General features: G+C 64.9%; 23 protein-coding genes and 1 pseudogene. 11 read left to right on the plus strand and 13 right to left on the minus strand.

Translation table 11 applies throughout. The annotated features are described in order from the left end of the window. Positions 1-185 (plus strand): annotated as a pseudogene (locus ACQR1X_RS27170) (hypothetical protein); the annotation flags it as partial. A 498-nt stretch (positions 186-683) separates the two neighbouring features. Continuing rightward, positions 684-1295 carry an SOUL family heme-binding protein gene (locus ACQR1X_RS27175; RefSeq protein ID WP_316239549.1) on the plus strand — a complete coding sequence of 204 codons (612 nt, stop codon included), beginning with the start codon at positions 684-686 and terminating at the stop codon, positions 1293-1295. Between the two features lie 20 nt (positions 1296-1315). Here the strand turns inward: ACQR1X_RS27175 and ACQR1X_RS27180 are convergent, their stop codons facing one another. From ACQR1X_RS27180 to ACQR1X_RS27240, 13 genes are all read right to left on the minus strand, one after another. After that, a complete protein-coding gene (locus tag ACQR1X_RS27180) occupies positions 1316-2092 on the minus strand; it encodes a cyclase family protein (RefSeq protein WP_434899987.1) in 777 nt (258 codons plus the stop codon). After that, positions 2077-2322, minus strand: a complete 246-nt coding sequence (locus tag ACQR1X_RS27185; protein ID WP_410051426.1) for a fumarylacetoacetate hydrolase family protein — start codon at positions 2320-2322, stop codon at positions 2077-2079. The genes ACQR1X_RS27180 and ACQR1X_RS27185 overlap by 16 nt, the downstream gene beginning before the upstream one ends. A 375-nt stretch (positions 2323-2697) precedes the next feature. Further along, the gene (locus ACQR1X_RS27190; RefSeq protein ID WP_434899988.1) at positions 2698-2880 is read right to left on the minus strand and encodes a hypothetical protein; all 183 of its coding nucleotides are present in this window, start codon (positions 2878-2880) and stop codon (positions 2698-2700) included. Positions 2881-3227: 347 nt separating this feature from the next. Beyond that, entirely contained in the window at positions 3228-4619 is a 1392-nt protein-coding gene (locus ACQR1X_RS27195; protein WP_434899989.1) for a M20/M25/M40 family metallo-hydrolase, read from the minus strand. 126 nt (positions 4620-4745) lie between these two features. Continuing rightward, positions 4746-5093 (minus strand): RidA family protein, encoded by a 348-nt coding sequence (locus ACQR1X_RS27200; protein ID WP_434837931.1) that lies wholly within the window; start codon positions 5091-5093, stop codon positions 4746-4748. Between the two features lie 7 nt (positions 5094-5100). Beyond that, the gene (locus ACQR1X_RS27205; RefSeq protein ID WP_434899990.1) at positions 5101-6234 is read right to left on the minus strand and encodes an NAD(P)/FAD-dependent oxidoreductase; all 1134 of its coding nucleotides are present in this window, start codon (positions 6232-6234) and stop codon (positions 5101-5103) included. Beyond that, a complete protein-coding gene (locus ACQR1X_RS27210; RefSeq protein ID WP_434899991.1) occupies positions 6231-7637 on the minus strand; it encodes an FAD-dependent oxidoreductase in 1407 nt (468 codons plus the stop codon). Before ACQR1X_RS27210 ends, ACQR1X_RS27205 begins: the two co-directional genes overlap by 4 nt. Beyond that, positions 7634-7930 carry a (2Fe-2S)-binding protein gene (locus ACQR1X_RS27215; RefSeq protein WP_315803744.1) on the minus strand — a complete coding sequence of 99 codons (297 nt, stop codon included), beginning with the start codon at positions 7928-7930 and terminating at the stop codon, positions 7634-7636. Before ACQR1X_RS27215 ends, ACQR1X_RS27210 begins: the two co-directional genes overlap by 4 nt. 33 nt (positions 7931-7963) lie before the next feature. Beyond that, complete coding sequence (locus ACQR1X_RS27220; protein ID WP_315803745.1) at positions 7964-9103, minus strand: NAD(P)/FAD-dependent oxidoreductase; 1140 nt, start codon at positions 9101-9103, stop codon at positions 7964-7966. An 8-nt stretch (positions 9104-9111) separates the two neighbouring features. After that, positions 9112-9921 (minus strand): ABC transporter permease, encoded by an 810-nt coding sequence (locus ACQR1X_RS27225; protein ID WP_315803746.1) that lies wholly within the window; start codon positions 9919-9921, stop codon positions 9112-9114. Beyond that, positions 9918-10799 carry an ABC transporter permease gene (locus ACQR1X_RS27230; protein WP_434891874.1) on the minus strand — a complete coding sequence of 294 codons (882 nt, stop codon included), beginning with the start codon at positions 10797-10799 and terminating at the stop codon, positions 9918-9920. The genes ACQR1X_RS27225 and ACQR1X_RS27230 overlap by 4 nt, the downstream gene beginning before the upstream one ends. After that, a complete protein-coding gene (locus ACQR1X_RS27235; RefSeq protein WP_434899992.1) occupies positions 10796-11839 on the minus strand; it encodes an ABC transporter ATP-binding protein in 1044 nt (347 codons plus the stop codon). Before ACQR1X_RS27235 ends, ACQR1X_RS27230 begins: the two co-directional genes overlap by 4 nt. A gap of 117 nt (positions 11840-11956) precedes the next feature. Beyond that, entirely contained in the window at positions 11957-12988 is a 1032-nt protein-coding gene (locus ACQR1X_RS27240; protein ID WP_434894362.1) for an ABC transporter substrate-binding protein, read from the minus strand. Between the two features lie 221 nt (positions 12989-13209). On the opposite strand from ACQR1X_RS27240, the gene ACQR1X_RS27245 reads away from it, so the two are divergent. The 9 genes from ACQR1X_RS27245 to ACQR1X_RS27285 all read left to right on the plus strand — a co-directional run bounded on the left by ACQR1X_RS27245 (position 13210) and on the right by ACQR1X_RS27285 (position 20019). Beyond that, positions 13210-14133: a LysR substrate-binding domain-containing protein gene (locus tag ACQR1X_RS27245; protein WP_316179886.1), complete on the plus strand. Its 924-nt coding sequence runs from the start codon at positions 13210-13212 to the stop codon at positions 14131-14133. Between the two features lie 255 nt (positions 14134-14388). Further along, positions 14389-15816: a F0F1 ATP synthase subunit beta gene (gene atpD / locus ACQR1X_RS27250; protein WP_434899993.1), complete on the plus strand. Its 1428-nt coding sequence runs from the start codon at positions 14389-14391 to the stop codon at positions 15814-15816. Further along, positions 15813-16235 carry a F0F1 ATP synthase subunit epsilon gene (locus ACQR1X_RS27255; protein WP_316179884.1) on the plus strand — a complete coding sequence of 141 codons (423 nt, stop codon included), beginning with the start codon at positions 15813-15815 and terminating at the stop codon, positions 16233-16235. The genes atpD and ACQR1X_RS27255 overlap by 4 nt, the downstream gene beginning before the upstream one ends. Then, positions 16235-16531 (plus strand): AtpZ/AtpI family protein, encoded by a 297-nt coding sequence (locus tag ACQR1X_RS27260; protein WP_316217026.1) that lies wholly within the window; start codon positions 16235-16237, stop codon positions 16529-16531. Before ACQR1X_RS27255 ends, ACQR1X_RS27260 begins: the two co-directional genes overlap by 1 nt. Continuing rightward, positions 16528-16818: an N-ATPase subunit AtpR gene (locus tag ACQR1X_RS27265; protein ID WP_315803753.1), complete on the plus strand. Its 291-nt coding sequence runs from the start codon at positions 16528-16530 to the stop codon at positions 16816-16818. The genes ACQR1X_RS27260 and ACQR1X_RS27265 overlap by 4 nt, the downstream gene beginning before the upstream one ends. Beyond that, on the plus strand, positions 16818-17504 hold the full coding sequence (locus ACQR1X_RS27270; RefSeq protein WP_434900038.1) for a F0F1 ATP synthase subunit A: 687 nt from the start codon (positions 16818-16820) through the stop codon (positions 17502-17504). Before ACQR1X_RS27265 ends, ACQR1X_RS27270 begins: the two co-directional genes overlap by 1 nt. Beyond that, on the plus strand, positions 17501-17746 hold the full coding sequence (locus ACQR1X_RS27275) for a F0F1 ATP synthase subunit C (RefSeq protein WP_315803755.1): 246 nt from the start codon (positions 17501-17503) through the stop codon (positions 17744-17746). The genes ACQR1X_RS27270 and ACQR1X_RS27275 overlap by 4 nt, the downstream gene beginning before the upstream one ends. A gap of 27 nt (positions 17747-17773) precedes the next feature. Then, a complete protein-coding gene (locus tag ACQR1X_RS27280; protein WP_315803756.1) occupies positions 17774-18490 on the plus strand; it encodes an ATP synthase F0 subunit B in 717 nt (238 codons plus the stop codon). Next, on the plus strand, positions 18487-20019 hold the full coding sequence (locus ACQR1X_RS27285; RefSeq protein WP_434899994.1) for a F0F1 ATP synthase subunit alpha: 1533 nt from the start codon (positions 18487-18489) through the stop codon (positions 20017-20019). The genes ACQR1X_RS27280 and ACQR1X_RS27285 overlap by 4 nt, the downstream gene beginning before the upstream one ends. Positions 20020-20021: the final 2 nt, after the last annotated feature.

Below are 20021 nucleotides of genomic sequence, written 5' to 3' on the forward strand. Positions count from 1 at the left end.
GCCTTGAGGCCGGCCGATCACCGGTCTACAAAAAAGACAGTTGCTCCCCGGGGACCGGCTTGTTTGCCCCCGTCACCTGCGCAACCCGTCAGGTCGGCATCAGGCTTGGCGCCAGCATCGGGGCGCCAGGACCACACGGCTTGAACGTCCGCGAGTTGCCAATCGTCCAGCGCAACAGCACCTGACAGGCTCGCGGCCACCGCTCCCCGCCTCAACGTATCGTGACGACGCGTACGCCCCTCAGCATGAGGACGGGATAGAGGGAGGAGAGCATGTATTCCGATAAAACGAAAGAAGGAAATTTTTACGCCGAGATCTGGACAGAGGTGATCGTGTTGAACGCGCGGGCGATTTTTCGTTTTGGGCGCACACGCGATCTTCGATCATGAGAGGCGTTGCGGGCAGCGCTCTTGGCGGCGCCCGGGTCCGAGTCGCCCGACGGGCACGCATTGCCGGCAGCCCAGGCGCAGCACGGACGAGCGCAGCGTCACCCGGGGCGCTCCCCCACAACGCGTGTGATCCCAGATATCGCTGATCCGGATCCGCAGGCAGGGGTCGCGAAGGATCGCCCGCAGGCAAGCACCCGGCACGTGATCTGCCGAACCTTTGCTCGCGTTCCCTCGTTACTCAAACCTGACGGCGCAACCGCCATGACCGAAACGACACCACCAAGGAGGCGCCGAATGCTGATTGGGCTCACCAGCCTCCTCGTGCTCGTCCTGGCCGGCGCCGCCATTGCCGCGGGGCCGATCATGAGCCGGGTCGAACATCCCAAGTATGACGTGGTGAAGCGCGACGGCGAGTTCGAGATCCGCGCCTATGCGCCGATGATCATCGCGCAGGCGGAGGTGCAGGGCGCGCGCAGGCCGGCGATCGAGGAAGGCTTTCGCATCATCGCCGGCTACATCTTCGGCGCCAACCGTGCGAAGGCGAAGATCGCGATGACGGCGCCGGTGCAGCAGCAGGCCAGCGGCACACCACCGACGGATGGCGGGAACAGCGACCGGTGGAGCGTCAGCTTCGTGATGCCGTCGAGTTGGTCGCTGGAAACGCTGCCGCCGCCGGCCGACCGCAGGATCAAGCTGACGCCCGTCCCGGCACAGCGCATGGTCGCGTTGACCTTCTCGGGCTCCTATTCCGACGGCATCCTGGCCGAGAAAACCCGCGTGCTGCGCGACTACGCGCAACGGAAGGGACTGGCCGTGTCCGGCGCACCGCTGCTCGCCTTCTACAATCCGCCCTGGACCTTGCCCATGCTGCGGCGGAACGAGGTGATGCTGGCGTGTATTTGTTAGCTCTTCCCGATCGCCTCTCCTCACCCCTCGATGATCGCCACCGCCCGCGTCCATCCGGCCGAGGCGCGCTCGATCTTGACCGGGAAGCACGACACGGTGAACCCCGTCGACGGCAGCTGCTCCAGATTGTGCAGCTTCTCCAGGTGGCAATAGCCGATGTGGCGACCGGCCTTGTGGCCTTCCCAGATCAAGGCGGCATCGTGGGTTTCGGCATATTTCTGGGCAGTGAACACGAACGGCGCGTCCCAGCTCCAGCCGTCGGTGCCGGTCAGGCGCACGCCGCGCTCGAGCAGATACATGGTCGCCTCATAGCCCATGCCGCAGCCGGAACTGACGTAGTTGGCCTGTCCGAAGCGCGCGCCGGCCGAGGTATTGACGACGACGATCTCGAGCGGCGACAGCGTGTGGCCGATGCGCTTGAGCTCATCCTCGACATCCCTCGCGGTCACCACATAGCCGTCGGGGAAATGACGGAAGTCGAGCTTCACGCCCGGCTGCAGGCACCACTCCAGGGGCACCTCGTCGATGGTCCAGGCGCGCTCGCCGCGATTCATCGTCGGATGAAAATGCCAGGGCGCATCGAGATGCGTGCCGTTGTGGGTCGAAAGATTCACCTGCTCCACCGCCCAGCCCTGCCCATCCGGCAGGTCCTCGGCCTTCAGCCCGTCGAAGAACTGCAGCATGCGCGGCAGCCCCTGCTGATGGTCGATATAGGTGATGGTCGGATGATTGCCGGGCGGATCGGCGGGCACATCGTTCTGCAAGGGCACGGAGATGTCGATCAGCTTGCGGGCCATGGACGGTCCTCTCTGATTGTCATTATTGGTTGTCGTCGTCGGCAACCGCAGCCATTGCCGACCGTGCCCGAGCCGATGAACTCGCCGGGCATCAGGGTCTCGTCCTTGCTGGTATAGGCGATCAGCTCCTCGAACGAAAACAGCATGCCGGCCGAGCGCGGCCGCGGTGAGCCGTTGCGGAGCCAGCTCAAACTGTTGAACGGCTGGGACGATCTGGACGGAACACCCATGGGGCCGATTGCGGGGCCAGAGCACCCGACCAGCCCCTGAAAGAAAGAGGCCGCCGACACAAGAAGTGCAGGCGGCCCAAGTCCAGGGAGGAAACGCCCCAAGAAGGGCTAGGTTTTACTTACTAGATCAGGAGAGTCGTGGGTATCCGGATGATACCGGAGGTTGTCATCGCGCTGCCGGGTTCCATATCCCGACCGAGATACCGTTAGACTACGCCGCCTGACGCTCCCGCACGCACGAATTCCGTGACCTTCCCGACATTGGAGTGGACCCACTCTGCCATCCGTTGCTCCTGCTGCGGCGACTGCTCGAGCGGCGCGCGGACTCCTCGACATCCTCGGCGCGGCGCAAGCAGCGACTTGTCGGTGGCGATCTCAAAATTCCTCGAATGCGTTGTTGGCGAAGGTGTTCTTCAGGAACTCGTCGCCGGACGTCGCATGTTCGATCGCCACCAAGAACGAAACCTTCTCAGCGCCACATCGTCGGCGTGACAAGATGCGCGCCATCGGACCGTTTCCGACCGAGAGCGCCAGGGCTTTGTGCAGCCTGATCGACATTGGGCTCAGGTTCGATTGCGGGCGCGTGGTCGAGCTGGATCACAGCAACCGCGGCGGGGTGTTCCGGAGCGCTGCGCTGATCGCGCGCGCATGGCGAAGCGGAACTTGCCGAATCACTCGGCTGGTCAACGGGGTCGTGCATGTGGCAGCTCCGAGCCCTGAAGCGGCGTTTACTAATCCCTTCCGAGACTAGGCGATATCAACTGCGTTAATCCATGCGCGATCTCGCCGCGTGCGGCCGATTCGCCCGCAACGCGACGGACCAGCGTGTGCTTGCCACCCGTTCGTGGCCGCGCGATGACGCCTCCCGCACTGCACGCGGGATCGTGATGGACGTTCCGCCGACATCAACGCTCGCGCGCGCCGACACGGTCGAGCAGTGCCGCACCGGTGCGGATGCCATTGTAGAAGCAGTCGATCGTCATGTTCTCGTTCGGCGCGTGATTGGCCTCGTCGGCATTCGCATAGGGAACGACGAAGGCGGGAACGCCGAGGATCTTGGTGAAGACGTAGTCCGGCAGACTGCCGCCGGTGCACGGAAATTCGAGCGGTGTGACGCCCTGGGCGAGCGCGATGGCATCACGCACGATCGCGCCAAAGGGCGAATCGAGCGGCACGCGCGACGGCAGCATGCCGCCGCGCCGGATGAACTCCACCTCCGGCGCGTGGCGCTTCACATGCGCCTCCACCTTCGCCAGCACGTCGTCCGGCGTCATCGCCTCGACCAGGCGGATGTCGCATTTGACGAACGCCTCGCAGGGCAGCACCGTCTTGCTGCCCGGTCCGCCATAGCCGCCGTGCAAGCCGTTGATGGTCAGCGTCGGATGGAACATCAGGCGTTCGTAGTAGCCGCGATCGGGCGGCGCATCGAGATGGCTGAGACCGAGGCTCGCCTTGGCGGCATCGAGATCCAGCGGCAGGCGTTTCACGGCCGCAATGTCCAGCTCGCTCGGCGGCACGATCGCATCATGCAGACCGTCGATGGTGATCTCGCCCGCGGCATTCTTCATCGTCCCGAGCAGGTGGACCAACGTCCAGATCGGATTCGGCACGATGCCGCCGAGATTGCCGGAATGCACGTCGCGGCTGGCGTGCCTGGCGCGCAGCTCGAACGAGCACATGCCGCGCACGCCATAGGTCATGGTCGGCCGCCCCGAAGGGTGCATCGGCCCGTCCGCGGTGACGACGAAGTCGGCTTTCAGCCGGTCCCTGTTGGCGGCGACGAAATCGGCGATGCGCGGGCTGCCGATCTCCTCCTCGCCTTCGAGCAGAAAGATCACATTGCAGGGCAGCTCGCCATGCACTCGGAGATGGGATTCGATCGCCATGAGCTGCGCGAAATGCTGGCCCTTGTTGTCGCCGATGCCGCGCGCATAGATGCGGCCGTCGCGAATGGTCGGCTCGAACGGCGGGCTCAGCCACAGCTCCAGCGGATCCGGTGGCTGCACGTCGTAGTGGCCGTAGAGCAGCACGGTCGGTGCGCCCGGCTTCTTCTGCCAGCGTCCGAGCACCATCGGATGTCCTGCCGTCGGCACCGTCTCGGCGTCGAGCCCGAGCTTCCGCAGCATCCTCACCAGCAGCGCGGCGACCTCGGCGATGCCGACATTGTGAGCGCTGATCGAGGGATGCCGGACATAGTCCATCACGCGAGCCAGGAAATCCTGCTTTTGATTCTCGATGTGAGCGAACACCGCCTTCAGGCCAGCAGATGGACGCGGCAGGCTACGCTCTTCATTCATGATGTCGGCTTTCGGCGCGTGCAATGGAAGGAGCGGCTCATGTTCGGTCGAATTGAACCGAAAAGCAAATCACGCGCGGAACGAGCCCCGCGCGTGATCGATTGACCGCTCGATGCGGCGCGATGCTCAACCCTTGACGGCCGTGACCACGATCTCGATCAGCGCACCGCCGCCGAGATCGGAGACGCCGACCGTGGCGCGGACCGGCAGGTCGTCACCGAAGAACGCGGTCCAGGCCGCATCCATCTCCTTCTTCTTCGACAGGTCGGTGACGAAGATCTGGCCGGAGACGACGCGCGTCTTGTCGGTGCCGGCCTCCTTCAGGAAGCCGTCGATCTTGCCGAGGATGTTGCGGGTCTGCTCGCCCATCGACACCGAGGTATCGTCGGCGATGGTGCCGCCGATGAAGACGAAGCCGTTGGCCTCGACGATGCGGTGATGAATGGCGGAGCGGATCTTGCGGGTGATCGTCATCATGTCCTCATGTCGTTGATGAAAGAGTGGAAGTCTGAAAGCGCGCGATGCTGAGACCGCCGATGCGCGTCTGCGTGCCGCCATGGGCGATCAGCTCGGCCATCACGGCGCCGGCGCCGGGGCCGAGCTGGAAGCCGTGCGCGGAGAAGCCGAACTGGTGATACAGCCCGTCGTGAACGGCGCTCGGCCCGAACACCGGAATGTCGTCGCGCATGCGTGCCTCGATGCCGGCCCAGGCGCGCACGATGGTCGCGCTGCGCATGACAGCGAACAGCTCCGCGACGGTGCGCGCGCTCTCCGACAGCTTGCGCCAGTCGAGCACGGTCTCGTTGCGGTCCTGATCGGGGATGGCGAGGTGTCCACCGCCGATCAGCACCGTGCCGTTGGGGAACTGCTTGAACGACAGCTTGCGGCCGCGCAGGATTACGACGGGATCGATGAAGTGCGCCACCGGCGAGGTGATCATCAGCATCGGCGCGATGGTCTCGACTGGGACCGGCTCGCCGAATTGCGCGGCGATCTGTCCCGCCCAGGCGCCGGCGGCGTTGACCAGCACCGGGGCGGCGAAGCTCTCCGCGCCGACGTCGACATGCCAGAGCTTGCCGTCCTTGCGGATGTTCGTCGCAGCCACGCCCTCGCGAATGAGCGCGCCGAGCTGCTCAGCCTTGCGGCGGAACGCCGTCGTGGTGCGCGCGGGCTGCGCCGCGCCGTCCCGGCGAGATACAACGCCGCCCGGACAGCTCTCCGCCACGGCCGGCACGAGGCGACGCAATTCCGAGCCGTCGATCAGCTCCTCATGGCTGAAGCCGCGTGCGTTGAGATCGGCGACGCGGACGCGGCAGGCGTCGAGCTCCGAATCGTTCTCGGCGACCAGCACCTGGCCAAAACTCTCGAAACCGCAATCATCGTCGACGAGGTCGCTGATGGTCTCCCAGATGCCCATCGAGCGGATCGACAGCGGAATCTCCGCGACGTCGCGCGCGAGCTGCCGCACGCCGCCGGCGTTGACACCGGAGGCGTGGCGGCCGGCATAATCCTTCTCGATCAGCACCGGCTTCAGCCCGGCGAGACACAGATGCAGCGCGGTGGAGCAGCCGTGGATGCCGCCACCCACGATGATGGCATCCGTCTTCACGGTCATCCGCGCACCACGGCCTTGGTCGCCTCTTCGGTCTTCGGCAGGCCTGCCAGCTCGGACAGCATGATCGGCTTCACCGGCGCGCGCAGCCGGTAGTAGCCGATCTCCTGCGGGGTCTTGCCGCGCGCCTGCGCCATCAGCTCGGTGACCGTGAGGCCACACAGCCGGCCCTGGCACGGCCCCATGCCGGTGCGGCGATAGGCCTTGAGCTGGTTCGGTCCGGTGGCGCCGATCGCGACGGAGTCGAGCACATCTCTGGCGGTGATCTCCTCGCAGCGGCACACGATGGTGTCGCCTTGAGGAATACGGAACTGCTTTGCCGGCTGGAATAGAACGTCGAGGAAGGCGCGACCGCGCTCGGCACGTTTCAACTGCGCTGAATGGTCCAGAACCTGTGCCTGGGGCCGCAGCGCCTTGATGGCGCTTGCTGCCGCGATACGGCCCCGCCACAGCGCCGCCTGCGCGCCGCCGATGCCGGCGCCATCCCCGGCAATCGCGATGCCTGGAATGGAGCTGTTGCCAAGGGCATCCAGCACCGGAGTCCAGCACAGTTGCAGCTCGTTCCAGCGATGCTCCACGCCGGCGGCCATCGCGAGATTCACATTGGGGACCACGCCCTGATGCAGCAGCAGCAACTCGGCCGCCAGCGTCTCGCGCTTGCCGCCCGCCGTGGCGTAGCTGACCGCCGAGAGCTCGCCATCGCCCTCTGCCACGAGCTCGGTCACACCGCTGGTGATGCGCACCTTGGCTCGCACCTCACGCATCATCGCAAGCCCCTTGCCGAAATAGGGCGAGGTCAGGAACGCGAAGGCATGCGGCAGCGCCGCGATGTAGTTGGCACGCGGCGTGGTGTCGAGAATGCGGTCGATGCGGCCACCGAGGCGCAGGATCTGCGCCGCGAGCAGCCACAGCAGCGGCCCCTGCCCGGCGATCACGGTCGGACCATCCGGCACCAGCCCGGACGATTTCAGCATCGTCTGCGCGGCACCGGCCGTCATCACACCGGGCAGGGTCCAGCCTTGTATCGGGAACGGCCGCTCCTGCGCCCCGGTCGCGATGATGACTCGCCTCGCCTTGATGAAGGCCGAACCGCCGCCGATGGAAACGCCGAGCTCGAGATTGCGGTCGAGGCTCCACACCGTGGCGCGAGGGATGATCTCGGCGCCGCTGGTCTCCGCCGCTTTCGCGATCTCGGCGCCCGACCAATAGTCGGTGCCGAGCAGCGCCTCGCGCTTCACCGGCGTCGCATGGATCGCGCGCCAGACCTGCCCGCCCGGGCCCGCATTCTCGTCGAGCAGCAAGGTCGACAGGCCGGCGCCGGCGGTCGCGGCCGTCGCGGCCAGCCCGGCAGGACCGGCGCCGATCACCACGACGTCATATTCATCATGCTTCGGCGCCGCGCTCATTTGCCGATCTCCCGCTTGCCCTTCTGGATTTCGATCTGCATGCCCTCGGCGACCGGCACGAGACAGCCTTGCCGGTTGCCGACGCCATCGATGGTGACGAGGCAGTCGAAGCACACGCCCATCATGCAATAAGGCAGCCGCCTTGCGCCGCTCACCGCAGTGGCGCGCCGGACGTCGAGGCCGGAGGCGAGCAGCGCCGCCGACACGGAGTCACCCTCGCGCGCGGCAATCGGCTGGCCCTCGACGTGGATCGTCACCGATCCCCTCGCATCACCCTCAGTTCGTTTGAACATCATCGTCTCCATGGCGCCCTGCGCCGTCATCTCTCAGTAGTAGCCACTGCCGCCCGCTCCCGCTTCGCTGTCGAAGCGGCGGGCTGTGAACGCGCCGACCAGCTCCGGCTCCAGCGCGCCGTCCTTGACCATGCGCGCGATGTCGAAGGCGTGGTTCGCCGCGAGCGTCACGCCGGAATGGCAGCAGGCGACGAAGGCGCCCGGGTGGGTCTCCGACTGCTCGTAGATCGGAAAGCCGTCCTTCGGCATCACGCGGATGCCGGTCCAGCTTCTGACGACGTTGAGGCGCGCCAGATGCGGGAAGGTGCGCTGGGCGCGATCGGCCATGACCGCGTTGACGGAAAAGTTCTGCACGCGGTCGTCGAGCTCGTCCTCCTTGCTGTCGCCGATCATCACCGTGCCCTCGTCTGTCTGGCGGATCGTGGTCAGCGGATGCGGCAGGAACGGCATCGTGCGCTCGGTCACGACGATCTGGCCGCGCGTCGGCCCCATCGGCGCGGACAGCCCGACCATCGGCGCCAGGGTCTGGTTGGCATTTCCTGCCGCGAGCACGACCTTGGTCGCGCGGATCTCGCCTTGCGCCGTCGTCAGCCTGAACTCATTGCCGTCCCGCGCGATCGCACCGACCGCGCGCTCCGGCAGATAGTCGACGCCGAACTGCCTCATGCCGGCGTGCAGGGCGCGGAAGGTGCGCAGCGAATTCACATGACCGTCATAGGGACAGAAGCTGCCGCCGGAGACCTCCGGGCCGATCAGCGGCAGCATCTTCTTCACCTCGGACGCCGGCAGCATCTCCATCTGATAGTCGGCGGCGCCGACCTGGTTGTGCATGCGCGCGACGAGCTGGGTGCGCTGCGCGTACTCGGCCTCGCCGAGGGTGAGATGAAAGCCGCCGTTCTGCTGCAGCACCACGTCGAGCCCGGTCTGCGCCTTCAGCTCTTCGGCGAGCTTCGGCCACGCCTTGGAGCCGCGCACCGTCCAGCCGGTGTAGGCCGGCATGCCCAGGCCCTTGCTCTGCACCCAGACCAGCGCGAAGTTGGCGCGCGAGGCACGCTTGGCGATATCGCCCTCGTCGAGCACCGCGACGCGCTGGCCGAGCCGGCCCAATCCCCAGGCAATCGCAGAGCCGAGCAGGCCGCCGCCGACGACGGCGACGTCATAGTCTTTCGTCATAAGGTCTCCTATCGTCCGGCGTCGCCGCCTTTGGCGGTCAGCACGCGGTCGAGCCCGTAGAAGCGATCGAGCAGGATCAGGACGGTCATGGTGACGGCGATGACGCTTGCCGACACCGACGTCACCAGCGGATCGATGTTGTCCTGGATGTAGAGGAACATGCGCACCGGCAAGGTCTCTGTGCCGGGCGTCGCCAGGAACACGGTCATGGTCAGATCGTCGAACGACTGGATGAAGGCGAGCATCCAGCCGCTCACGATGCCGGGCAGGATCGCGGGCAAGGTGACGCGGCGAAACATGGTCCAGCCGTCGGCGCCGAGCGAGATCGCGGCCATCTCGATCGACCGGTCCATGCCGGTGGCAGCCGCGAGCGTCAGCCGCAGCGCGAACGGAAACACCACGACGACATGGGCGATCACCAGCGCCACGAACGTGCCGCCGATGCCGACGGAGGTGAAGAAGCGCAGGAAGGCGATGCCGAGCACGACGTGCGGGATCATCAAGGGTGACAGGAACAGCGCCGACAGCGCGTCACGGCCGCGGAAGCGATAGCGGCTGATCGCCAGCGCCGCCGGCACCGCGAACAAGAGCGCCACGCACGACGACAGCGCGCCGAGCCACAGGCTCACGCCGAAGGCGTGGACGAATTCCGGATAGTCGGCGAGCGCCCTGAACCAGCGCAGCGAGAAGCTGGTGATCGGGATCGACAGGAAACCTTCCGGCGTGAACGCGACCCAGCACACGACGACGATCGGCGCCACCATGAAGACGACGAAGACGGCATGGAAGATCAGCGCCAGGGGGCCATTCCTGCTCATCGGAACACCTCCTGGTAGCGGCGCTCGATCAGCGCGTTGGAGCCGACGACGATCAGGACGAGCGCGATCAGCAGCAGCACGGCAACCGCGGCGCCGAGCGGCCAGTTCAGCGTATTGAGGAACTCGTCATAGGCGAGCGTCGCCGCGACCTTGAGCCTGCGGCCGCCGATGATCGCCGGCGTCGCAAACGCGCTGGCGGACAGTGAGAATACGATGATGGCGCCCGACAGCACGCCCGGCATGATCTGCGGCAGCACGATGCGGCGGACCACCGTCAGCGAGCTTGCACCCAGCGACAGCGCCGCGTTCTCGACCTGCGGATCGAGCCGCTGCAGCGCGGTCCATACCGCGAGCACCATGAACGGCATCATCGCATGCGCCAGCGCGATCACCATGCCGGTCTCGGTGAACATGAACCTGATGGGTGACCCGATCAGGCCGAGCGTCATCAGCAGCTTGTTGGCAAGCCCGTTGTTGCCGCCGAACAGGAGTGCCCAGCCGAGGGTGCGCGCGACGACCGAGATCAGCAGCGGGCCGATGATCACCAGCAGGAAGAGGCCCTTCCACGGCCCCTGCATGCGGTTGAGGATGTAGGCCTCCGGCACGCCGAACACCGCCGTGATCGAGGTCGCCAGCACCGCGACGCGGAAGGTGCGCCAGAACATCTCCGCGTAGTAGGGATCGTCCACGATCTCGCGCCAGTTCTTCAGGATGAACACCGGCTCGATGCCCTTGTACTGGCCCCAATCGTGGAACGACAGCATCACGGTCATCGCCAGCGGGATCACGACGACGCCCAGGAACAGCATCAAGGCCGGCAGCGCCAGCGACAGGCCGGCGCGCGTCTCCGACGGGTTGGACGCGATGGTCGCGCTCATGCTGCGGCCTTCGCGGCGCGCAGGCTCATGTCCGAGACCTGCCAGACGAGATGCACCGCGGCGCCCTGCTCCGGCTGCGGCAGGCCGTCATTCTGGCGGATCACGATCGCCGGCCCGCATTCGGTGTCGCATTGGAACAGCCAGTGATTGCCCTGGAAGATGCGGCTCGTGATGCGCCCCGCAAGACCGGCGTCGCCGAAATTGATGCGCTCGGGCCGGACGCTGACGGCGACGGAGCCGGCCACGCCGGCCGGCGCCGGCGCGCTCCACGATCCCGCGACCAGCCTGGCCTGCCCGAAGGCGCAATCCACAGTCGCGGCAAACTCGTTGGTCTTGCCGAGAAACTGCGCGACGAAGACCGAGGCCGGCTGCTCGTAGACCTGCTGCGGCGTGCCGATCTGCTCGATCCTGCCCTTGCTCATCACCACGATGCGGTCGGACAGCGACATCGCCTCGATCTGATCATGGGTGACGAGGATGGTCGTAGTGCCGAGGTCGCGCTGGATCTGGCGCAGCTCGATCTGCATGTCCTCGCGCAGGCGCGCATCGAGATTGGACAGGGGCTCATCGAGCAGCAGCAGGCTCGGCCGGATCACCAGCGCACGCGCGAGCGCAACGCGCTGCTGCTGGCCGCCGGACATGCGGCGAGGATGACGGTCCTCATAGCCGGCAAGGCCGACCAGCGCGAGCGCCGATCGTACGCGCTCCTCGCGTTCCTTGCGCGCGACTTTGCGCATCTCCAGACCGAACGCGACGTTCTCGGCGGCGGTCATGTGAGGAAACAGCGCGTAGCTCTGGAACACGATGCCGAGGCCGCGCTTCGCCGGTGGCACCGCGACGAGATCCCTGCCCTCGAGGCGGATCGCACCATGTGAGGGATCGAGGAAGCCCGCGATCATCTGCAACGTGGTGGTCTTGCCGCAGCCGGAGGGGCCGAGGAACGAGATGAACTCGCCCTTGGCGACGCCGAGGCTGAACTCTTCGACGGCCGTGTTGGGGCCGAAGGACTTGCCGACGCGGTCGAGTTCGAGGAGGGACATGCTTTGGATCCAGATGGGCGAGGAATACTGGCGCTCCGCGCACGGTGCACCTCCCTTCCCCTTTAGGGGAAGGGAGAACACCGCCGTCAACGAGAGAGGCTAGCAACAAGCAACCGGTTAGCGCTCGACCTCGCGATTCCAGCGCTTGGTCCATTCCTCGCGCTTCTCGTTGACCACGCTCCAATCGGGCGCATAGACCTTGGCGGCGCGTTCGCCGATCGGCGCCATCGCGCCCACGCCCTCGGGGACCACGACGGATTTCACGACCGGGCCGTAGCCATATTCCTTCAGCATCGTGAGCTGGATCTTCGGATCGAGCAGCAGCTTGATGAAGCTCGACGCCAGCGGCGAGACCGACGGCTTGGCGATCGGACACGCCGTCGTCAGCAGGCTCACGGCACCTTCCTTCGGATAGACGAAATCGACCGGAAAGCCGGTGTTGGCGAAGCTCTGCACGCGACCGCTGCCCCACACCGCGATGACCGCCTGCCCCGATTGGAACAGCTCGGTCATCTTGCCGGGCGACGGCTCGTAGGCCAATACGTTGGGATTGATGTCATTCTTGAAGATCTTGAAACCGGCATCGACATTGCTCTCGCTGCCGCCGTTCATCTTCGCCAGCATCAGAAGCACGTTGAGGCCGTAGGTGTTGTTGATCGGCGGAATGACGAGCAGTTGCTTGTATTTCGGATCCTTGAGATCGTTCCACGAGGTCGGCGCGGCCCAGCCTTTCTCGGCAAACACCTTCTTGTTGTACATCAGGCCGGTGGCGACGAGGCCGATGGCGACCGCCTTGTCATCCTTGAAGCGCGCGACCTCCAGCAGATCGCCGGGCAGTCCGGTGACCTTGTCGCAGAAGCCGAGCTGGATCGCCTGGTACATCGGGCCGTCATCGACGATCGCGACGTCGATCTGCTGGTTGCCCTTCTGCGCCTGCAGCTTGGCGAGGGTGTCGGTGGAGTTGCCGGCGACGTATTCGACCTTGACGCCGTTGGCCTGCTCGAACGGCGGGATCACCTCCTCGCGGATCGTCTTCTCGAACGAGCCGCCATAACCGGCGACATAGAGCGTCTTCTGCTGAGCCCAGACCTGCGAGGCCGAGGCCAGGACGGCGACGCTGACCGCCATCAGGAGTTTAGGGTGCTTCATTGGACCGATCTCCATCATCTTGGATACGAGACGGTATAAAAAAACCGCCCCAGGGAGATCGGCTTGCCCGATGGCATCCGCAGATCCAGGAAACCCGGAGCTGAAGAGCCTAAAAAACGAGCCTTCCCTCACCCTGCCAAAAAAGATCGCAGCAGAGGCTTTGATCGTCCAATGAATAATGGCACCCTATTCATACGCGAATGTTATGGATGTAAGGACGTATGGCGCGGATCAACTCGCGGCAGGTCGAGGCCTTCCGGGCGATGATGCTGAGCGGCAGCGTCACCGAGGCGGCCAAGCTGATGGCGGTGACGCAGCCGGCGGTCAGCCGTCTGCTGCGCGACCTGCAGGCGCTGCTCAAGATGGAGCTGTTCGAGCGGCGCGGCACCGGCCTGGTGCCGACCGCGGCAGCGACGGCGCTCTACATGGAGGTCGAGCGCTCCTTCGTCGGGCTCGATCGCATCACCGCGGCCGCTGAGGAGATCCGTGGCCGGCGCACCGGGACGCTGCGCATTGCCGCGCTCCCCGCGCTTGCCAATGGCTATCTGCCGCGGCTCGCAGGCCACTTCCTGCAGGAACGCCCGAACCTCAACCTCGCCTTCTTCGGCGTGATCTCGCCGATCGTGATCGACTGGGTGCTGAACGCGCAATGCGACGTCGGCTTTGCCGAGGTGCCGATCGCCCATGCCGGGCTGCCGAGCATCAAGCTGCCGGCGCTGCCGCGCGTCGCCGTTCTCCCGGCAGGCCACCGGCTTTGCGCGAAGACGATCTTGGTGCCGCGCGACTTCGATGGGGAGACCTTCATCTCGCTGTCGTCTGGCTCCACCAGCCGGCATCTGATCGATCAGATCTTCCATCGCGAGGATGTCAGGCGCGTGCTGCGGGTCGAGACGACCTTGTCTGAAATCATGTGCGGGATGGTGTCGTCGGGACTGGGCGTCTCGATTTGCGATCCGTTCACCGCGCGCGAATTCGACGGCCGTGGCGTGGTGATGCGGCCCTTCGCGCCGCGCATCGACTTCGAATTTGCCGCGGTGTTTCCGCCGCAGCGCAGCCCCTCGCCGGTGGCGCTGGACCTTGTCCAGTCGGTGCGACAGGCCCTGGAAGAGCTCGGCCGGTCGTCGATCCCTGGAGAAACCGGGTGAGGCCTGGTGGGCGAACCTAGGACCCGCGGATTGTGATCGAGAGTTCTGCCGGTTTGACGGCAGGATTTGATTGCATCGGAATCTTCGTCAGCTCTGTCATGATGCTTCTAGTTGTACGCCCTGACGTTGTTCGACGCAGTTCGATCAAGATCATGTGTGCCCAAGAAAGGGGGAGTTGCTCGTTGATTCTGATCAAGGCTGAGAGCCGTCAGCGCGGTAGCAACGTGCAAGACTGACATTTTCCGACGGATCACCATGGCGCTTTCTATACAATCAGAAGGCCGGGTACTCGCGGTCCGCGGCGCCGTGGTTGACGTGGAGTTCCCCGCCGCCGAGCTCCCCAAGCTAGGCGACGCGCTTCTGGTGGATTGGGACCTGCCCGAAATCCTGATCGTTGAGGTTCAGGCCCACCTGGACGAGACGACGGTGCGCGGCGTCGCCTTACAGGCAACTGCCGGTCTGAAACGGGGTGCGCGGGTGCAATCGACAGGTGGACCGATCAGCGTTCCCGTCGGCGACGCAGTGCTCGGGCGCCTGCTCGACGTGACCGGGCGCACGCGGGACAACGGCCCCGCATTGCCCGACGATCTGGCGCGCGCGCCGATTCACAATTCCGCACCGCCACTCGGCGAACGGAGCCCGGCCACGGCGATCTTCGAAACGGGCATCAAGGTCATCGATCTTCTGGCGCCGCTTCCGCAGGGTGGTAAAGCCGCAATGTTTGGCGGCGCCGGCGTCGGCAAGACCGTGGTGGTGATGGAATTGATCCACGCCATGGTTCAGAGTTACCAGGGCATTTCCGTGTTTGCCGGGATCGGCGAGCGCTCCCGCGAGGGGCATGAGCTGCTGTTGGAAATGCGCCGATCCGGGGTGCTCGATCGCAGCGTGCTGGTTTACGGCCAGATGAATGAGCCGCCGGGTGCCCGCTGGCGTGTCGGGCTGACGGCGCTGACGATCGCCGAATACTTCCGCGACACGAAGCGTCAGAACGTTCTGCTTCTCATGGACAACGTGTTCCGGTTCGTGCAGGCCGGGAGCGAGGTGTCCGGCCTGCTCGGGCGCTTGCCGTCGCGCGTCGGTTATCAGCCGACCCTTGCCACGGAAGTCGCCGCGTTGCACGAACGCATCGCCTCGGTTTCGGGCGTCTCGGTGACCGCCATCGAAGCGGTCTACGTTCCGGCCGACGACTTCACCGATCCGGCGGTGACCGCGATCTCAAGTCATCTCGACAGCATGATCGTGCTGTCGAGAACGATGGCCGCCGAGGGCATGTATCCCGCCGTCGATCCCTTGAACTCGTCCTCCATCCTGCTTGATCCGACTGTGGTTGGCGACGAGCACTATCGGATCGCCGAAGAGGTGCGCGAGACGATTGCACACTATCGAGAACTTCAGGACATCATCTCGCTGCTCGGAATCGAAGAGCTCAGCGCTCAGGACCGGCTGGCTGTTGCACGTGCCCGACGCCTGCAGCGTTTTCTCACTCAACCGTTTTCCGTGACCGAGGCGTTTACGGGTGTGCCTGGCCGCTCGGTTCCGCTGGCAGAGACGCTCAAGGGCTGTCAGGCGATCCTTGGCGGTGACTGCGATCATTGGACAGAGAGCTCGTTCTATATGATCGGCGGCATCGACGACGCGAGGGCCAGGCAGCCTCAGGAAAAGTCCGAGGAGCCGGCGAGATGAGGCTCCTGATCACCACACCGACTGCAATCGTGATCGACGAAGCAAACGTTTCGAGCGTTCGCGCCGAGGACGACAGCGGCAGCTTTGGAATTCTCGCAGGTCATGCCGACCTTCTTACTGCTCTGAACATCTCGGTGGTCAGTTGGCAAGGCGCCGACAGGCGCCTACGCTACTGTGCGGTGCGGCGGGGCGTGCTTTCCGTGACCGGCGGCGCCGAGATCGCCATCGCCACACGCGAGGCGATTGCCGGCGACGATCTCGATCGCCTTGAAGTGATCGTGCTCGATGAATTTCGCAAACGAAGCGAAACCGAGCGCGCGTCCCGAACGGAGAATCTCCAACTGCAGATGAAGGCCATCCGGCAGATCGTCCACTACCTGCGTCCCGACAAGCGCAGTTTGATGGAGGGCGGCTCGTGATGGTCGGTTCGAAGCCGAACGGCGATCCCACTCCTGATGGATTGACCAAGGCGGTCCGCGACCGACGCGCGCGATGGGAGTCTTGGCGTAGCGATGGCGACTCATCGGTGGTGCGATTTGTCGGCCAGATCGGCGTGCTCGGCTGGATCATCGTCGCACCTGCGCTGATTGGCCTGTTCGTCGGCCGCTGGATCGACCGTTGGCTCGGGACAGGCATCTTCTGGAGCGCGCCGCTCCTTTTGCTCGGGGTGGCGGCCGGCTGCTGGTCGGCCTGGCGATGGATGCATCAGCAATGAGCCATGCCGTCATGCACGACTATCTCTTCATTGCTGAGGCAGCTGGCTGGATTGGTGCTGGTGGCCTGCTGGGGCTGCTGCATTTCGCCTCCTTGCGATGGAACGTACGCTTCCTCATCGGTGGCCAGCCATTCTCTTCGCTCGGACTGCAATTGCTTCGTTTCGCTGCGACAGGTGGAGCCATGGTGCTCGTCACCAAATCGTTTGGAGCGATGCCCCTCCTTGCCGGGACCCTCGGCCTCCTGACCGCGCGAAACGGACTTCTTCGGCCGGAGACGCGACGATGATCGGTTCACCCCTGACCGCAAAGGTCGTGTTCACGATTGGGCCAGTCGCAGTCACCGAGCCCGTCGTCGTGACCTGGGGGCTCATGGCCATCCTCGGCGTGGGTGGCTGGCTCGCCACGCGCTCGCTCTCGCTGCGGCCCACCACTGCCCAGGCGATCGTCGAGACGGTTGTCGACGTCATCGAAAATCAAGTCCACGAGACCATGCGCGTGGCGCCGGCGCCATATGTCCCGATGATCGGTACGCTCTTTCTCTTCATTCTGGCGGCAAATTGGTGCTCGCTGATCCCCGGTGTCGAGCCGCCAACTGCGCACATTGAAACAGATGCGGCGCTGGGGCTCATCGTGTTCGTCGCCATCTTCTACTTCGGTGTTCGGGCACGGGGGCTGGTCGGATATCTCAAGACCTTCGCCGAGCCCACCTTCATCATGGTTCCCCTGAACATCGTCGAAACGTTCACGCGAACGTTTTCGCTGATCGTGCGCCTGTTCGGAAACGTGATGAGCGGTGTTTTTGTCGTCGGCATTGTTCTGTCCCTTGCCGGTCTACTCGTGCCTATTCCGCTCATGGCGCTCGATCTCCTGACCGGCGCGGTTCAGGCATACATTTTCACCGTTCTCGCCATGGTATTCATCGGCAGCGCGTTGAACGAGGGACGCGCTCCCACGAAAGGGAAGTCATCATGAACTGGATCGAGATTGTCAGCATCTTTGCAGCGGCCATGGCGGTCTCTTTTGGAGCGATTGGGCCGGCACTTGGCGAAGGTCGCGCGGTCGCCGCAGCAATGGATGCCATCGCCCGGCAGCCCGAGGCGGCGGGGACGATCTCGCGCACCCTCTTCGTCGGTCTTGCCATGATCGAAACCATGGCAATCTACTGTCTCGTCATCGCGCTGCTCGTGTTGTTCGCCAACCCCTTCATCCATTAGGCCGATATGCATATCGACTGGTGGACGTTGGCGCTCCAGACCGTCAATGTCCTCATCCTCATCTGGATCCTGGGCCGGTTCTTCTTTCGTCCGGTCGCCGATCTCGTAGCGAAACGGCGAGAAGAGGCGGCTAAGCTCCTTGCGGACGCCGACGCGGCTCGAAAGGAGGCCGGGGACCTTCGCGCCGAAGCAACGACACTCCGCGCCGGGATCGACGCGCAGCGCGATCGCTTGCTCGCACAGGCCCGCAAGGACGCGGAGGCGGAGAAAGCGTCCGCGCTCGCCCAACTGTCGAGCGAGCTCGATCAGCACCGAAAGGATGCGGCAGTCGCGATCGAAAAAGAGCGCATCGCCATGCAGCACGCTGTGCTCGATCGAGCGAGCGAGCTCTCGGTGCGGATTGCACGCCGACTACTAGAACGGCTTCCAGCAAGCGCTGCATTCTCCGCTTTTCTCGATGGTCTTGGTGCTGAACTGGGCCGGCTGACGGTGGACTCGCGCAATCGCCTTGCGGGATCGGATCCGGCTCACCCGCTCGACGTCGTCGCAGCGGCGAAACTGGATGACGAGCAGGCGGCCAGCTTGCGGGAGACGATCCACGCAGCGTTCGGCAGTGAGCCACCGATACGTCTCTCGTGCGATTCCAGGCTCATCGCTGGTTTCGAAATCAGAGGCCGGAATATCGTCGTGCGCAACAACTGGCAGGCCGACCTCGAGATCATTCGAAGAGAGCTGGACCGATGACGGCCATCGCCCCTCTCGACAGCTGGCTACGGGAAGCCGAGGCGCGCGTTGATGCTGCGACGCTTGCACCGGTAACCGAGCAGATTGGCTGCGTGGAATCCGTTGCCGATGGGATCGCATTGGTGTCAGGCCTGCCCGATGTGCGTCTTGATGAGCTCGTACGCTTCGAGCACGGACAGGTCGGCTACGCCACCACGCTCGACCGCGATCTGCTGGGATGCGTCCTGCTCGACGACCCCACAGGCCTCAAGGCGGGCCATCAGGTGCACGGCAGCGGCGAAGTGGTCCGCGTCCCCGTCGGACCTTCTCTGCTCGGCCGGACGATCGATCCGCTGGGGCGTCCTCTGGACGGCGGAGCACCGATCGAGTCGGGCGCATATGAGCCGATCGAACGGCCGGCACCGTCGATCATCGATCGCGACCTTGTCAGCGAGCCCCTGCAGACCGGAATTCTTGTGCTGGATTCGATGTTCGCGCTCGGACGCGGCCAGCGCGAGCTCATTATCGGCGATCGCGCAATCGGCAAGACGGCAATAGCGATCGACTGCATCATCAATCAGAAGTTCAGCGACATCGTTTGTGTCTACGTCGCTATCGGTCAGAAGTCGTCGACCGTGAAGCGGGCGATACAGGCGATACAGGCACACGGCGCTCCCGAGCGATGCATTTTCGTCGTTGCCGGCGCTTCCGCTTCGCCCGGCCTGCAATGGATCGCCCCTTTCGCCGCTTTCACCATCGCCGAATACTTCCGCGACCGTGGCCAGCATGCGCTGGTGGCCATCGACGATCTGACGAAACATGCGGCCACCCATCGGGAAATCGCCTTGCTGACGCGCCAACCGCCCGGTCGCGAGGCCTACCCCGGCGACGTCTTCTATGTTCATGCCAGGCTGCTGGAGCGGGCGGCAAAGCTTTCCAAGGCGGCCGGGGGAGGTTCGCTGACCGCGCTGCCCATCGCTGAACTCGATGGCGGGAATCTCAGCGCCTACATTCCGACCAACCTGATATCGATTACCGACGGCCAGATCGTTCTCGATGCGCGTCTTTTCCACGAAGGTCACAAGCCGGCCGTCGATGTCGGCACAAGCGTCAGCCGAGTGGGTGGAAAGACTCAGGCTCCAGCCTTGCGCGAAGCCGCGCACGCTCTGCGCCTCGACTACGCGCAATTTCTGGAACTGGAAATGTTCACGCGCTTTGGCGGAGTGACCGACACCCAAGTCAAGGACAAGATCGCTCGCGGGCGACACATCCGGAGCATCCTGGCCCAGCCACAATATTCGCCGGTTCGTTTGGCGGACGAGGTCGCGCTCGTCACGGCGCTGCAGACCGGCATTCTTGACCGCGTGGCGTTGGACGACATCGCAAAGTTTCGCACCGAACTCTCGTCCTGGATCGACAAGGAGGCAAAGGAGGCCGTGGCGGCCATCGAGCGGACAGGCGAACTCGATGACCCGCAGAGAGCAGCCATGACAGCGGCGCTCACGGGGCTTGCCGCCAAGTGTGCCCGACCGCGCGCCGATCGGATCTGAAT

The sequence above is a fragment of the Bradyrhizobium sp. HKCCYLRH3073 genome (genome assembly GCF_051167995.1).
Taxonomy (GTDB): Bacteria; Pseudomonadota; Alphaproteobacteria; order Rhizobiales; family Xanthobacteraceae; genus Bradyrhizobium.

Bases quoted from the DNA above. Each gene is read 5' to 3' on its own strand.
- ACQR1X_RS27235 (WP_434899992.1), bottom strand. From the start codon at position 11,839: ATGTCCCTCCTCGAACTCGACCGCGTCGGCAAGTCCTTCGGCCCCAAC.
- ACQR1X_RS27245 (WP_316179886.1), top strand. From the start codon at position 13,210: ATGGCGCGGATCAACTCGCGGCAGGTCGAGGCCTTCCGGGCGATGATG.
- ACQR1X_RS27190 (WP_434899988.1), bottom strand. From the start codon at position 2,880: ATGTCGATCAGGCTGCACAAAGCCCTGGCGCTCTCGGTCGGAAACGGT.
- atpD (WP_434899993.1), top strand. From the start codon at position 14,389: ATGGCGCTTTCTATACAATCAGAAGGCCGGGTACTCGCGGTCCGCGGC.
- ACQR1X_RS27230 (WP_434891874.1), bottom strand. From the start codon at position 10,799: ATGAGCGCGACCATCGCGTCCAACCCGTCGGAGACGCGCGCCGGCCTG.
- ACQR1X_RS27175 (WP_316239549.1), top strand. From the start codon at position 684: ATGCTGATTGGGCTCACCAGCCTCCTCGTGCTCGTCCTGGCCGGCGCC.
- ACQR1X_RS27205 (WP_434899990.1), bottom strand. From the start codon at position 6,234: ATGACCGTGAAGACGGATGCCATCATCGTGGGTGGCGGCATCCACGGC.
- ACQR1X_RS27200 (WP_434837931.1), bottom strand. From the start codon at position 5,093: ATGACGATCACCCGCAAGATCCGCTCCGCCATTCATCACCGCATCGTC.
- ACQR1X_RS27210 (WP_434899991.1), bottom strand. From the start codon at position 7,637: ATGAGCGCGGCGCCGAAGCATGATGAATATGACGTCGTGGTGATCGGC.
- ACQR1X_RS27255 (WP_316179884.1), top strand. From the start codon at position 15,813: ATGAGGCTCCTGATCACCACACCGACTGCAATCGTGATCGACGAAGCA.
- ACQR1X_RS27285 (WP_434899994.1), top strand. From the start codon at position 18,487: ATGACGGCCATCGCCCCTCTCGACAGCTGGCTACGGGAAGCCGAGGCG.
- ACQR1X_RS27260 (WP_316217026.1), top strand. From the start codon at position 16,235: ATGGTCGGTTCGAAGCCGAACGGCGATCCCACTCCTGATGGATTGACC.
- ACQR1X_RS27265 (WP_315803753.1), top strand. From the start codon at position 16,528: ATGAGCCATGCCGTCATGCACGACTATCTCTTCATTGCTGAGGCAGCT.
- ACQR1X_RS27240 (WP_434894362.1), bottom strand. From the start codon at position 12,988: ATGAAGCACCCTAAACTCCTGATGGCGGTCAGCGTCGCCGTCCTGGCC.
- ACQR1X_RS27275 (WP_315803755.1), top strand. From the start codon at position 17,501: ATGAACTGGATCGAGATTGTCAGCATCTTTGCAGCGGCCATGGCGGTC.
- ACQR1X_RS27215 (WP_315803744.1), bottom strand. From the start codon at position 7,930: ATGTTCAAACGAACTGAGGGTGATGCGAGGGGATCGGTGACGATCCAC.
- ACQR1X_RS27220 (WP_315803745.1), bottom strand. From the start codon at position 9,103: ATGACGAAAGACTATGACGTCGCCGTCGTCGGCGGCGGCCTGCTCGGC.
- ACQR1X_RS27185 (WP_410051426.1), bottom strand. From the start codon at position 2,322: ATGGGTGTTCCGTCCAGATCGTCCCAGCCGTTCAACAGTTTGAGCTGG.
- ACQR1X_RS27195 (WP_434899989.1), bottom strand. From the start codon at position 4,619: ATGAATGAAGAGCGTAGCCTGCCGCGTCCATCTGCTGGCCTGAAGGCG.
- ACQR1X_RS27225 (WP_315803746.1), bottom strand. From the start codon at position 9,921: ATGAGCAGGAATGGCCCCCTGGCGCTGATCTTCCATGCCGTCTTCGTC.
- ACQR1X_RS27180 (WP_434899987.1), bottom strand. From the start codon at position 2,092: ATGGCCCGCAAGCTGATCGACATCTCCGTGCCCTTGCAGAACGATGTG.